The organism is Lysinibacillus sp. FW301-JW8, from assembly GCF_058788755.1.
In genome coordinates this window covers 56,887-70,393 of sequence record NZ_JBYTBB010000006.1, presented here as the reverse complement: position 1 = coordinate 70,393, position 13,507 = coordinate 56,887, and the positions used below count along the sequence as shown (strand labels likewise).

Genomic DNA, 13,507 nt, shown 5'->3' with positions numbered 1-13,507 from the left:
TCACACGACAAATTGTGACACATCCTTTACACTATTTGAAAAGGGGGATGCTACACGACTATGAAAACTTTATCAGCTTTTATAACAGCACATGCTAAAGCTATCGTAGCTATTTGGCTAGTAATTTTTATTGCTATGGCTGTGTTTGCCATACAACTTCCAAGTAAGTTGCAAGGAGATGGTTTTTTTGTGGAAGGAGATCATACCTATGTCACAAAAGAGCTAGCCAAAAATTTTGATTTACCTTCAGAGACTATTTTGGTTGTTTTTGATCCAGCTAAGGATAAAGAAATTCAAGATACTTTGAAAAAGTTAGATAACATTAAGGAAATCCACTCCATTCAGTCACCGCTCGATGATGCCTCTTTACAAAAGAATGGCATTGCCTATGCTATGATTCATCTAAAAAATGATGTTGATAATCTAACTGATATTGTGAAGGATATTCGTTCTTTAATTGAAAAAGATGGCGTGACTGTAACAGGTGGACCTGTTATTTCGGCAGATATTAATACAGCAAGTCAAAAGGATTTAGCATCAGCAGAAGCAATAGGCTTGCCGATTGCCATTATAGTCCTATTACTCGCATTTGGAACTGTTGTAGCCTCTGTACTACCAATTATTATTGGGGTTGTTACAGTTGTAACTGCGTTTGGCGTTATGACATTGCTTAGCGGTAATGTTAATTTATCAATCTTTGTATTAAATATTGTACCGATGCTTGGACTAGCATTAAGTATTGACTTTGCCCTATTGTTTATTAACCGTTATCGTGAAGAACGTGCCCATACATCTATCCCTGAGGCCATACAAATCGCTATACAAACCGCTGGAAGATCTATTATTTTTTCTGCCGTTTGTGTGATGATTGGTTTGGGCGCAATGATAGTCATTGGCGTTGAAATATTCCATAATATTGCATTAGGTGGCACTATTGTGGTATTACTGGCAGTGCTTTCTGGCCTTACGCTACTACCTGCTACGATGATGCTATTAGGAGATCGTCTAAATAAATGGCGTTTAATACGCGTTAAGCCTGGTGGAGCAAATCGCTGGCGTGGCTTTGCAGGCTTTGTTATGAAATATCCAGTCACGATTGTTATTGTCGCACTACTACTATTAGGCATTGGCATGATTCCATTGAAGGATATCCAACTTAAAATACCTCAGGTGGACTCATTACCGACTAAATATGATGCACGTACTGCCTATGATAAATTAGATGATACATTTGGGCTTGGCGAAACCTCAACATTATACTTGCTTGCTGAACGAAAGGAAGGCTGGGAGGATAATGAGGCAAGAGAGCTTATATATACTATTCAGGAAAAACTACTTGCTGATCCATTAGTGACAAATGTGTCAACCATTTATACAGCTGCTAAAATTAAAACACCTGAGGAGCTAAATGCTTCCTTAGAAATTCCACAGGTAGCAGAACAATTACAGCCCGTTCTAAGTACGTTTACTAAAGAAACTCAGTTATTTATCCCAATTACATTAGATGCAGCCGGTTCTTCATCTACTGCCCAAAAATTCGCTAGAGCTTGGAAAGATAAGAATCTAGGTGTCGATTTTGCACTCGGAGGGCAGGCAAAGTTCAATCAAGAAATCTTTGATGAAATTGCCAATAAAATTGTATTGGCTATATCTATTATTCTCATTTCGACATTCTTTATTTTAATGCTCGCTTTCCGATCCGTGTTAATTCCATTAAAGGCAATTATTATGAATATTATTGGTCTTTCTTCTGCCTTCGGAATTCTCGTCTATATTTTCCAATATGGACATTTTGGTATCGATGCTGGTTCAATTGTCCTGATTATTCCAGTTATTGTTTTCTGTCTTGTGTTCGGCTTAAGTATGGACTATGAAGTTTTTTTAATTTCACGTATCCAAGAGGAATATTTAAAAGGGGCAGATAATACACGCGCCACAATTGATGGACTTACTTCTACCAGCCGTATTATTACATCAGCTGCCCTTATTATGATTGTTATTACAGGTGCCTTTGCCTTCACGGATGTGATGCCTGTTAAGCAAATTGGTGTAGGTATAGCCATTGCCGTTGCTATCGATGCAACCATTATCCGTCTCATGCTCGTACCTAGCCTTATGAAGCTGTTTGGTGATTGGAACTGGTGGCTACCCTTTGCTAGAAAAAATAAATAATAGTTATAAAAAATCCGCTTCCTTTTAAAGGCTGCGGATTTTTCCTATTATGCATAAATATTGTTATACCATTCTTTTGCTGCTACTACCTCAGGCATAGTTAGCTGGTGGCCAAAATTAAACCATTTAGTCATCACATTTGCACCCGCTGAAGTTAAAAGTGTCTCTAAATCCTCTGATTCCTGCGCAGTACACATCGGATCATTCGTACCAGCACTGATAAAGACAGGAATAGATGAAAGCTTCGGTAGTTCTATACCTCGTCTTGGTACCATCGGATGATGTAAAATAGCACCTGCTAAAGCATCCTCATAATGGAATAATAGGCTTGCTGCAATATTTGCACCATTTGAATAGCCAATAGCTACAACTCGGCTGCGATCAAATTCATGCTGCTGTGCTGCCTCTGATAAAAAGTCATATAATTCCTTTGTACGGAAGATTAAATCCTCTATATCAAAAACACCCTCCGCTAAACGACGAAAGAAGCGAGGCATGCCATTCTCTAACACATTCCCGCGAACGCTTAAAATGCTTGCAGTTTCATCAATTTCCTTTGCAAGACCAATTAGGCTTTCTTCATTCCCACCTGTACCATGTAATAACAACAATACAGGCTTTGTTTCATCTGTTCCTTTATAAAAAACGTGCTGCATAAACAGTCCACCTCTCAATTATCTTGAATTCGAGATAATTGTAGCCTGTGGTAAAATTAAATTCAAGCTCTTTGACTTATTTATTTCACGATTTTCACTATTTGGCTGTTCCTCGTGGTCTTTATAAAATTTAGTAATCGTGAAAACTGAAAATAAACATGCCGCTATAACAACTACAATAACGATTCCCACTAATTTTTTCCCATTCATCGACCATGTTCCCCCGAACTACTTATTTCTTTGTACGAAAGCCTTCTTCTAGTAAATATTCTTTCGCAGCATCATACGTACCAAAAGCTTCCTCTAAATTTTCTCCATGATAGACATTCCAAGAGCGTTGCTCAAAGGCCAGCTTTAATTGTACATTGTCTCTGCTTTGCCATATCTCAACAATCGGCTCTTGTTCGTCTTCTTCCTCTGATAAATATTGAATAGCATCTTCAATAATTTCACGAAGTTGTTGCTCATCATAATCACGAATATTCACTAAACCTTTATCATTCGCCTCTGCCTCATAACGCAATAAATCTCCAACAAAGACAAAGCCGTTGCCATTTGGATGAAGCTTTTCTACAACAATGGTCTTTTCATAAAGGCTGTCCATAAAATGATAATTTAAGCGCTTTAAGGAAACCTCTTTCTTTGTAAGCCCAGAAAATGATTCGATGATTATTTGTTTTTGTTCAAATGTTAGCATATAAAAATGCTCCTTTTCTATACAATCTCCCTACAGTATAACTTATTTTTTCTGTTATAACGAAGTAAAATAGGACAAGCACTATTAATGGCTTGTCCTACAATATTTATGTTGTTTTATTAAACATTTTATCTTTTACAAACTGAATAACATGTGCTACGTATAGTTCTCTATATGGAACAAACTGTGCAGTACTAACTGGACGCACAATTTTTGCTCGTTGACCGTCAGGGAAGTATTCATAGCCTTCAATATTAAGAGTGGCTGTTTTTCCTAAAAAGAAGGCCTCTGCCTCATTTAAATCGGCTCTCACAACTCCTGACACTTCCTCATATTGAAGATCAAAAGAATCCCAATCATGTTTGAATGGATATATGTAAACATGGCAAAATTCATTGTCGATCATATTTTTCGAAACTATACTACAGGATGTCATGCCCATTTTTACAACATCATCTACATTGATAGCAAGACCCAGCTCTTCCTTTACTTCACGAATTCCTGATTCAACTGTCTCAACGGCTAATAAATGCCCAGCTGCTGTTATATCCAACAAGCCTGGATAGTCCTTTTTTTGTGCACTACGGATTTGAAAATAGATATAGTTCTCATTGACAAGCCAACAGTGGAATGTTTCATGCCAGAGCCCTTTTTCATGCACCTCAGCTCTCGTTGCTGTCCCAATTTGTTCATGCTGCTCATTAAAAACCTTCACAATTTCTTGTTCCATTTTTTCGACTCCTATACTGACTTCGTAGCCCTTTTCTTAATTGCGTTACGTTGATCATAAATATTGGATACGATAACCTTTAATACGGCATAAAATGGCACAGCAATAATAATTCCGATAAAGCCCGCAATATTACCTGCTGCTAAAATTATCGTAATAACTGTTAAAGGATGTATATCTAGTGTTTTTCCCATAACATTTGGTGTTATAAAGTTACTATCAATTTGCTGCGCAACTAGTGTTACAACTGATACCCATATTACAAGAACTGGATCCTGTATTACTGCAACAATTAAAGCTGGTGTAAAGGCAATCCAAGGTCCAATAAACGGAATCATATTCATAAAGAAAGCGAATATGACAAGGAGCAACGAATACTCTAAACCAATAATTAAATATCCAACGTACATAATAAGCGCTAATAAAAAGCTAATTTGCAGTTGTCCTTGAATATAGCTACGTAGAACATCATCAATTTCACTTAACGTTTTTTTAATCCATTCACGACGTTCACCACTGAAATATTTATATATCGAAGGCGCAAATTTTTCGTGATCCTTCAACATAAAAATAAAGAAGAATGGAATTAAAATAGCTAATAAGGAGACAGACACTATAGATTGTAAGAAGGAGACAAGCCCTTTACTCGCAACCACAGCAATATCCTGCACAGAATTTGCCATCTTATCAATAATATCTTTTAACTGTGTTGGGAAGTTATCCTTATTTTGCAACAGATAGTCCGTTGCATCTTGAATACTCATACTAATACTTGCACTTATATTCGCACTAATCATAGGTGCATTCTTTACTAATTTATTGACCTGCTCTGCAATCGGATTTCCTACAATCCATCCAAAGATACCTGCAATAGCAATCAATCCTATAATAATTGTTAATATACTTGCCCACCGCGGGAATTTACGTTTTTCCAAAAATCGCTGAATTGGCTCTGTCACGTAGTATAAAACACCACCAAGTAATAGAGGCACAAAAATCGCTTTTAATAGGATGACTAGCGGTGAAAAAATCCATTGAATCTCCACAAAATATTTAATGATTAGTAGTGTTAATAATATCCCTACGCCTACTTGAAACCAAACTTTTCTTGTCACTCTCATTCACTTCCTTTTTTCACAGTTACTGAAAATACTACTGATATATTAACCATTTCGCAAGTATCCTAGTATTGATTGTCAAAATAAAATTTACTATCCATTCGCAACTAAAAAATCCGCACACTTTCACAAGTATTTATCCAGTGAAAGTGTCACGAATTTAAATAGTTAATTGTATAAGATTTATAGTGCCGCGTCGTCTACAGAATTTAGGTATGCCTTAATTTCACCAATTACTGATTCAACACATCCATCCTCAAATGGCGATATTAAGCCAGCCTCTTTTACAAGCTTCGTGAAGGACATAGAACCACCTAATCCACATAAATGAATATAGTCCTTCCAAGCTTCCTCAAACTCTTCTCTTGAGCGTTTCCAGAACTGGAAGGCACAAATTTGTGCTAGCGTGTAGTCAATATAATAGAACGGGCTTGCATAAATGTGACCCTGACGCTGCCAAATTCCTCCTGCCTCAAGGTAGCTGTTATGATCATAGTCACGATGAGGTAAATAGGTTTCCTCAATTTTCTTCCATGCTGCCTTACGCTCAGCTGGAGTCATTGTTGGATTTTCGTATATAACATGTTGGAATTCATCTACCGCTACACCGTATGGTAAAAATAATAGACCGCTACTTAAATGTGTAAATTTATATTTCTCTGTATCCTCTTTAAAGAACAGCTCCATCCAAGGCCATGTGAAAAACTCCATACTCATTGAGTGAATTTCACAAGATTCAAATGTTGGCCATAAGTATTCTGGGATACCGATGTCACGGCTCGAATACACTTGGAAGGCATGTCCTGCTTCATGTGTTAATACATCTATATCACCTGAAGTACCATTAAAGTTTGAGAAGATAAATGGTGAATGATAGTTTTCGATAAATGTACAATATCCTCCGCTTTCTTTCCCCTTCTTCGCTACTAAGTCCATTAATTCATGATCAATCATGAAATTGAAGAATTCACCCGTTTCAGGTGATAACTCCTCATACATTTTTTTGCCGTTCTCAACAATCCAAGCTGGATCACCTTTTGGAGTTGCATTTCCAGATAAAAAGTTTAACGCTTCATCATAGAATTTAAAATCAGAAATACCGATACGCTTTGCCTGACGTTCATACAGCTCTGAAGCTACTGGTACAATTAAATCACGAACCTGATCTCGGAATTTCTTTACCATATCTGCATTATAATCAATACGGTTCATGCGAACATAGCCTAGTTCCACATAATTTTTATAGCCTAATTTAACGGCAATTTCATGACGTACCTTTACAAGCTCGTCATAGAGTCGATCAAATTCTTCTTCATGCTCAGCAAAAAAGCCAAAGCGTGCATCTGTTGCTGATTTACGTATTTCACGATCAGTAGACTCTGCATATGGTCCAAGCTGAGCAAGTGTTAATGTCTCCCCATTAAAATCAATCTGTGCAGAAGCTACTAGTTTATTATATTCTGATACAAGCTTGTTCTCCTTTTGCATTAAATCAATCACTATTGGTGAAAAGCCTTTAATTTGATAAGTTGCTAAGTCGAATAGCTGCTGTCCCCATTTATCCTCTAATTGTTCACGGAATGGAGAAGCAATCAATGCTTTATAATATTCTGTAGTTACCTCTTCTAGCTCGGGACCCACCTCATCGAAATAATCACGCTCCGCTTGATAAAATTCTTCATTTGTATCAATTGATGCATGAATATACACTAAATTCGCCATTGTAGCATAATCATTACTTAAAGTGTTTAATTGTTGAATGATGCTGCTTTGCTCATCCATCGTCTGCGCATGTTTAAATTGCTCAATTAAAGATAATTGCTGCTCTTTCATTTCTTCAATATTTGGACGACGATATTCATAGTCTTTAAACGTTTTCATAGAAGTCCTCACTTTCTGTCGCATCCACCGTTATATTTCTATTATATGCCAAATATCTAGTATTAAGAAACAATTTAATTGCCAATTATATATGTTTTTAATAGTGCTGCTCTTTCTCGTAGCTTTAACTTTGCTTCTACTGATTTTGGTGTTTTGGCTGCCACAACATCTACCTCTAAACCTAATGTTTCAGCTAAATATTTTGCTCGCTTTAAATGAAAATCATTTGAGACAATCGTAATATGCTTCGTTTCCTTCGGCAGTAGTTCTTTTGAAAATAGTAAATTCTCATAGGTTGATGTAGATTGATCTTCCATTATTATCCTACTAGCTTCAATGCCATTGCGTAGTAAATATTCAAGCATAACTGAAGCCTCTGCCTGATCTTCATCCGGCCCTTGTCCGCCAGAAACAATTACTTTGACATGAGGGTATTTCTTTAGATACTTCACAGCCTCTTCCAATCTATTTTTCAATGAAAGCGATGGAACGCCCCCTGGTTTTACCTTTGATCCTAGTACAATCATGTATGCGGCTTTTCCGTTCGCAGCTGGCTGAACACCTTCTTTCATCTCTTCACCCAGCCAAATATAAATGCCAATACATATGACAACGCTTAGTATTCCTAGTCTTATCACCCATTTTTTCATATTATTTTCCTCCCTTACCTTTTAATAACGTTAGGTAAAGAAAAAAGGATGCCTGTACTATGCTACGGTACAAACATCCTGTTAAATTATCTTAATATGAAGCGTTTAATCGATTCTTGTAATGCCGTTATTTCATCTGTTAAATCATTCGAAGATTCACTAACCAGTTGAATTGCACGCTGTTGCTCATCGACGGAGGCTGTTACCTCCTCTGATGCAGCAGCATTTTTCTCACTGATCATGGCAATACTTTCAATAGAGTGCATAATGTGATTTTTCGAGTTATTCAAGTATGCTACACCCTCAGTCATATCCCCAATGACTGCAATAATTTTCTCTACTGCTAATTCAATTTCCTTAAATGAGGATTCAGTAATAGCCACAGAGTCGTTTTGCTGACGAACAATTACATTTGTTTTCTTCATCTCGTCGTTTACTAAATTGGTTTCGCTTTCAATTCCCTTTAGTGTTGTTCGAACTAGTTCTGTTGCAACAGATGTTTGGTCAGCAAGCTTCCTTACCTCCTCTGCCACAACGGCAAATCCCTTACCATGTTCACCAGCTCTAGCTGCCTCAATGGATGCATTTAATGCAAGAAGATTTGTTTGATCCGAAATTTCAGTAATCGTACCGACAATCCCTTCAATTTCTCTTACCTTCTCAATTAAACTGCTGAATACTGATTGAACTGTATGAATTAATGCAGAAGATTCTTGTGATTTCTCTTTTAAACCGTTTAAGTTGACAAGCCCTTCCAGATTAGATTGTTTCATATGTTGAGAGGCGTCGAGTATTAATTCATTTTTATCATGCAGTACTTCAATCTGTTGCGCAAAATTAATAGCCGTTCGATTTGTATCCTCAGAATCTGAAGCTTGCTTTACAGCCCCTTTTGAAACCTCATTTATTGCCTTTACTATTTCATCCCCATAAGCATTTGTTTCCTCAGCCACAGATGTTAAATTAGACGACGTTGATTGAATCTCAACAATGGCTTCCTCTACATCCGTAATTAATGTTTTTAATTGATCAACCATTTCATTAAAGCCTTCATTTAGCTGCCCAATTTCATCTGAGCGTTGTAGATTTTCAATTTCAACAGTTAGATTCCCTTTAGCTACTTCACGCACACGTTTAGATAACTTTTGAACAGGTACAGCCAAATGTCTAGAGACCATTATAACAACTACTGTTCCAATAATGGCGGCTCCTAATAACGTAATGCCAATAACAAATAATAATGAATTAGCTTCCTTATTAAAGTCTTGCATATATGTACCTGATGCTATGATCCATCCCCAGTTAGGATCCTTCGCAGAATAAATAATTTTATCAGCTAATACATCTTGACCAGGCAGCTGGAATTCATACTCCGTGAAACCTCCTCCCGCAAGTGCTTTTTCTGTTACTTCACGAATAAAATATTTACCGCTGCTATCCTGATCACCCCACAGATTATCCCCTTCTCTAGTTGGATGAGTTGTTAATGTCCCCTTGTCATCTAAGACATAAATATAGCCGTACTCTCCTAAGTCTCCAGGATAATTAATCGGCCGCTTTCCTTCACTATCCTTTGGTCCGAGAAATGCCTCACGCACTCGCTCCTGTGCCTCCCCTAAAGGGATGTCCCCTTTTTCTACACTTTCATTTGCGAGCTCGATTAATTGCAAAGCAGATTCAACACTATTTTTAATAACTTGCTCCCCAATATCTTCCATACCATTTTTTGCTTTACCGTAACTAACTAAACCAATAATTAAACTAGGTATTATTAATAATGCTAGTGAAATGATAATCAGTTTCCCCTGTATCGAACGTAAAAACTTCATGCTTTGACCCCCTTTTTTTCTCGTTCAACAAATGTATTATTATATATTATGTTATGGTTTGAAAATTTTCACAATGGGTAAAACACATTTATGCACGAATTATTTGATTATTTACACAAATATGCTTATATTCATACTTTTATGCTTAACAAAAAAGCTATCTTTCTACAGGGTAAGCCCCCATTGAAAAATAGTTTTTTGACTTTTATCCTAATTTAAATGTATTGATTGCCTTTATAACTTCCTTAGATGTTCTATTGAGTTATTTTTTCAACTATTTCGACTTCATTTCTATGATATTAGGATTATCCAAGCAACTAATGCTAGTAAAGTAGCGAAAAGAGTCGGGATTGTTAGAATTATACCTATTTTCATATACTGCACCCAGCTTATTTGAATATCCTTCTGCGCCAATATATGTAGCCATAACAATGTTGCAAGTGAGCCGATGGGTGTCATTTTGGGACCTAAATTGGAGCCAATGATATTCGCATAAATTAGCCCTTCTTTTATAATCCCTGTAGCATTAGTCTCTGCAATGGCTAACGCATCAATCATGACAGTAGGTAAGTTATTCATGACAGCTGACAATATTGCGGCAGCAAACCCCATAGTAATTGTCGAGACAACTAATCCGTGTTGAACAGCATGCTCTAATAGATCTGCAAGTAACCCCGTCATCCCAACATTTTTCAAGCCATAAACCACCACATACATCCCAATAGAAAAGAACACAATATTCCATGGTGCTCCTTTCACAACCCGCTTTGTATCGACCGTATCACTTTTGCGCGCAAGCCAGAAAAAGATTGCCGCTACACCACATAAAATAAAGGATACTGGGATTGTTAAAAGCTCACTTGTAAAGAAACCAAGTAATAGAATAGCTATCACATACCAAGAAAGTGAAAATAATTTTTGATCACGAATTGCTAGTTTCGGGTTTTCAACTGCCTCTAATGAATAGACTTTGGGAATTGAACGATGAAAAACTATATAAAGTACAATAATGCTTATCAATAAAGAAATAATATTTGGTAGAAACATATGAAGGGCATACTCCATAAAACCTATATCAAAATAATCTGCTGACACAATGTTTGTTAAATTACTAATAACTAAGGGTAATGAAGTGGTGTCTGCTATAAAGCCACTCGCAATAATGAATGGAAAAATCATTTTTTCAGTTAAATGTAGCTTACGAACCATTGCTAAAACAATCGGGGTTAGTATCAATGCTGCTCCGTCATTTGCAAATAATGCTGCAACAATAGCTCCAAGGCAGGCAATATAAATAAACAACCGAATACCGCTGCCCTTAGCGAGTCGTGCCATATGTAGAGCTGCCCACTCAAAAAAACCGATTTCATCTAAAATAAGGGAGATTAAAATAATTCCAATAAATGATAATGTAGCATTCCAAACTATTCCTGTAACCTCTAAAACATCATGCCAAGTAACAATCTTTAGTACCAATGCAAGTAGAGCCCCTATACAGGCAGACCAACCTATAGATAATTGACGTGGCTGCACTATTACAAAAAATAATGTTGCTATAAATAAAACAATTGCTAAAAAAGTTTGCACAGGTCTCCCCCTAATTAAAAACCAGTAGCGTTTATGCTACTGGTTTTCTTAATTATTCGCCTAAATCTGCATTATGGAAAACATTTTGTACGTCTTCTAAATCTTCTAATGCATCAATTAATTTTTCGAATTTAACTATATCGTCACCTGTTAATTCTACCTCTGTTTGTGGAAGCATGGATAGCTCTGCTACAGTGAATTCCTGTACACCAGCAGCTTTTAAAGCTTCTTGTGCAGCAAAGAATTGATCTGGCTCTGCATAAATAATAACTGTATCCTCTTCTTCTAGAATATCACGTGCATCAACATCCGCTTCCATTAAAATTTCAAGAACTTCATCTGCTGACTTGCCCTCTAAACCGATTACTGCTGTAGAATCAAACATGTAAGCAACCGACCCACTTACACCCATGTTCCCATTATTTTTACCAAATGCTGCACGTACATCTGAAGCTGTACGATTAACATTATTAGTTAAAGCATCGACGATAATCATTGTGCCTGCTGGTCCGAATCCTTCATAACGTAATTCATCATAGTTTTCATCACCAGCGCCCTTTGCCTTTTCAATTGCTTTTTCAATAATATGCTTAGGAACACTGTATGTTTTTGCTCGTTCAAGAACAACTTTAAGCGCACGGTTTGATTCAGGATCTGGTTCGCCCGATTTAGCTGCCACATAAATTTCGCGTCCAAATTTTGCATAGATGCGACTTGTACTTTGGTCTTTAGACGCTTTCTTTTCTTTAATATTGTTCCACTTACGACCCATTGTTTCCACTCTCTTTCAACTTGTAAGTTTATCAAAATCATAGATGCGAAATTACACATCTGTATATGGTAATTAAATACTTATCGTATCTTTACTCTGCAAATAATAACACAAAATACGCTTACAAAGCTAGGTATACCAATGTTTAACACAAAAAATAAATTGTGAAATTTTGCGTTATTAAGGCGCCTGACCATCAATTTCCTACAGTTTTTGTTCTCCTTTGATTTTTTCTAGCAAAGCATAGCAGCCCTTTAAAACTAAATCATAGGTTTCTTGAAAATTCCCCGTATAGTATGGATCAGGTACATCTTTTTGATGGACAGTTAAATCTAAAAAACGAAAAATCTTTGGAGAATCTGGATTACCTAGCATTTCTCGAATATTGCGTATATTACTTTCATCCATACCAATAATGTAATCAAATTTTTCAAAGTCTGTCTTGTGCAATTGGCGACCTTGTATTCCTTCTATCGAGATGCCGTATTCTTTAAGCTTCTCTTGAGTTCCTTTGTGAGGAGGTTCACCAATATGCCAAGAGCTTGTAGCGGCTGAATCCACTGCTATTTTATGAGTCAAGCTCTCCTTCTCAACTAAATCACGCATAACTGCCTCCGCCATTGGTGAGCGACAAATATTACCCAAACATACAAAAAGTACATGAATCATTTTCCATATCCTCCTACAACAAAGCACCCAAAATCAAACGTGATTCTGAGTGCCTTTTTATTTGAATCTACTAACGTTCAGTGAATCTTCTCAAAATAACGGTGATTTTATCTTTTCCCTGCTGCAATGCGCTGTTCTAATTCCTCTGTTAGAGACATTAGTTCATGCTCTAATCGATGAGTAAATTCATCGCGTCCTTCTTTGCCTTTCCCTGTTACATAAAAGGGTTCACCATAAATTAGATAACCTTTTCCACGTTTAAAAACGTCACCAACATTACGCGCACCAACATAAGCAGCTGGTACAATTTGCGCTTTGGACAGCTGTGCTATTGTAATGGCACCCTGCTTTAAATCTTTTCCTTCTGTACTCCTAGTACCTGAAGGGAATATGCCCACAATTTTACCCTCTTTCAATAACTGTGAAGGAATTTTAATAACACTAGGGCCAGGATTATCACGATCAACCGGGAAGGCATTTAAACGATTAACAAGCCAGCCAAGTCCCTTCATTTCAAATAATTGCTTTTTAGCCATAAAATGAATTTCTTTAGGATACATCGCAACCCCTAGATTTAAAATATCAACATAACCTGTATGGGTACATGCAATAATATACCCACCTTCTTCTGGTAAGTTTTCTTCCCCATATACGCGAGCCTTTGAGCCCATTAATTTTAAAAATACTTTGACAACATTTGCTGCTAATTTATACACTGTTTCATTCCTACCTTATTTCAATAGTTA

Annotated in this window: 13 protein-coding genes; 1 reads left to right on the top strand and 12 read right to left on the bottom strand. The window is 36.8% G+C overall.

The window, feature by feature from the left end:
- The first annotated feature begins 60 nt into the window (after positions 1 to 60).
- Positions 61 to 2,172: an MMPL family transporter gene (locus AC3WOM_RS04240; RefSeq protein WP_427537703.1), complete on the top strand. Its 2,112-nt coding sequence runs from the start codon at positions 61 to 63 to the stop codon at positions 2,170 to 2,172.
- 47 nt (positions 2,173 to 2,219) lie between these two features.
- Here the strand turns inward: AC3WOM_RS04240 and AC3WOM_RS04235 are convergent, their stop codons facing one another.
- The 12 genes from AC3WOM_RS04235 to AC3WOM_RS04180 all read right to left on the bottom strand — a co-directional run bounded on the left by AC3WOM_RS04235 (position 2,220) and on the right by AC3WOM_RS04180 (position 13,477).
- Entirely contained in the window at positions 2,220 to 2,828 is a 609-nt protein-coding gene (locus AC3WOM_RS04235) for an alpha/beta hydrolase (protein WP_492445152.1), read from the bottom strand.
- Between the two features lie 18 nt (positions 2,829 to 2,846).
- On the bottom strand, positions 2,847 to 3,038 hold the full coding sequence (locus AC3WOM_RS04230; protein ID WP_427537697.1) for a hypothetical protein: 192 nt from the start codon (positions 3,036 to 3,038) through the stop codon (positions 2,847 to 2,849).
- Positions 3,039 to 3,060: 22 nt separating this feature from the next.
- Positions 3,061 to 3,525 (bottom strand): hypothetical protein, encoded by a 465-nt coding sequence (locus tag AC3WOM_RS04225; protein WP_427537694.1) that lies wholly within the window; start codon positions 3,523 to 3,525, stop codon positions 3,061 to 3,063.
- Between the two features lie 106 nt (positions 3,526 to 3,631).
- Positions 3,632 to 4,255, bottom strand: coding sequence for an NUDIX hydrolase (locus tag AC3WOM_RS04220; RefSeq protein WP_427537691.1), 624 nt, complete (start codon positions 4,253 to 4,255; stop codon positions 3,632 to 3,634).
- A gap of 11 nt (positions 4,256 to 4,266) precedes the next feature.
- Complete coding sequence (locus tag AC3WOM_RS04215; RefSeq protein WP_427537688.1) at positions 4,267 to 5,376, bottom strand: AI-2E family transporter; 1,110 nt, start codon at positions 5,374 to 5,376, stop codon at positions 4,267 to 4,269.
- A 180-nt stretch (positions 5,377 to 5,556) separates the two neighbouring features.
- Positions 5,557 to 7,254, bottom strand: coding sequence for a M3 family oligoendopeptidase (locus tag AC3WOM_RS04210; protein ID WP_427537686.1), 1,698 nt, complete (start codon positions 7,252 to 7,254; stop codon positions 5,557 to 5,559).
- A 74-nt stretch (positions 7,255 to 7,328) separates the two neighbouring features.
- Positions 7,329 to 7,904: a YdcF family protein gene (locus AC3WOM_RS04205; RefSeq protein WP_492445150.1), complete on the bottom strand. Its 576-nt coding sequence runs from the start codon at positions 7,902 to 7,904 to the stop codon at positions 7,329 to 7,331.
- Positions 7,905 to 7,990: 86 nt separating this feature from the next.
- Positions 7,991 to 9,733 (bottom strand): methyl-accepting chemotaxis protein, encoded by a 1,743-nt coding sequence (locus tag AC3WOM_RS04200; RefSeq protein ID WP_427537680.1) that lies wholly within the window; start codon positions 9,731 to 9,733, stop codon positions 7,991 to 7,993.
- A 291-nt stretch (positions 9,734 to 10,024) separates the two neighbouring features.
- Positions 10,025 to 11,320: an arsenic transporter gene (locus AC3WOM_RS04195; protein WP_492445147.1), complete on the bottom strand. Its 1,296-nt coding sequence runs from the start codon at positions 11,318 to 11,320 to the stop codon at positions 10,025 to 10,027.
- Between the two features lie 52 nt (positions 11,321 to 11,372).
- Positions 11,373 to 12,092, bottom strand: a complete 720-nt coding sequence (locus tag AC3WOM_RS04190) for a YebC/PmpR family DNA-binding transcriptional regulator (protein WP_427537674.1) — start codon at positions 12,090 to 12,092, stop codon at positions 11,373 to 11,375.
- A gap of 204 nt (positions 12,093 to 12,296) precedes the next feature.
- Positions 12,297 to 12,761, bottom strand: coding sequence for a low molecular weight protein-tyrosine-phosphatase (locus AC3WOM_RS04185; protein WP_492445145.1), 465 nt, complete (start codon positions 12,759 to 12,761; stop codon positions 12,297 to 12,299).
- A 107-nt stretch (positions 12,762 to 12,868) separates the two neighbouring features.
- The gene (locus tag AC3WOM_RS04180) at positions 12,869 to 13,477 is read right to left on the bottom strand and encodes a lysophospholipid acyltransferase family protein (RefSeq protein WP_492445143.1); all 609 of its coding nucleotides are present in this window, start codon (positions 13,475 to 13,477) and stop codon (positions 12,869 to 12,871) included.
- Between the last annotated feature and the right edge of the window lie 30 nt (positions 13,478 to 13,507).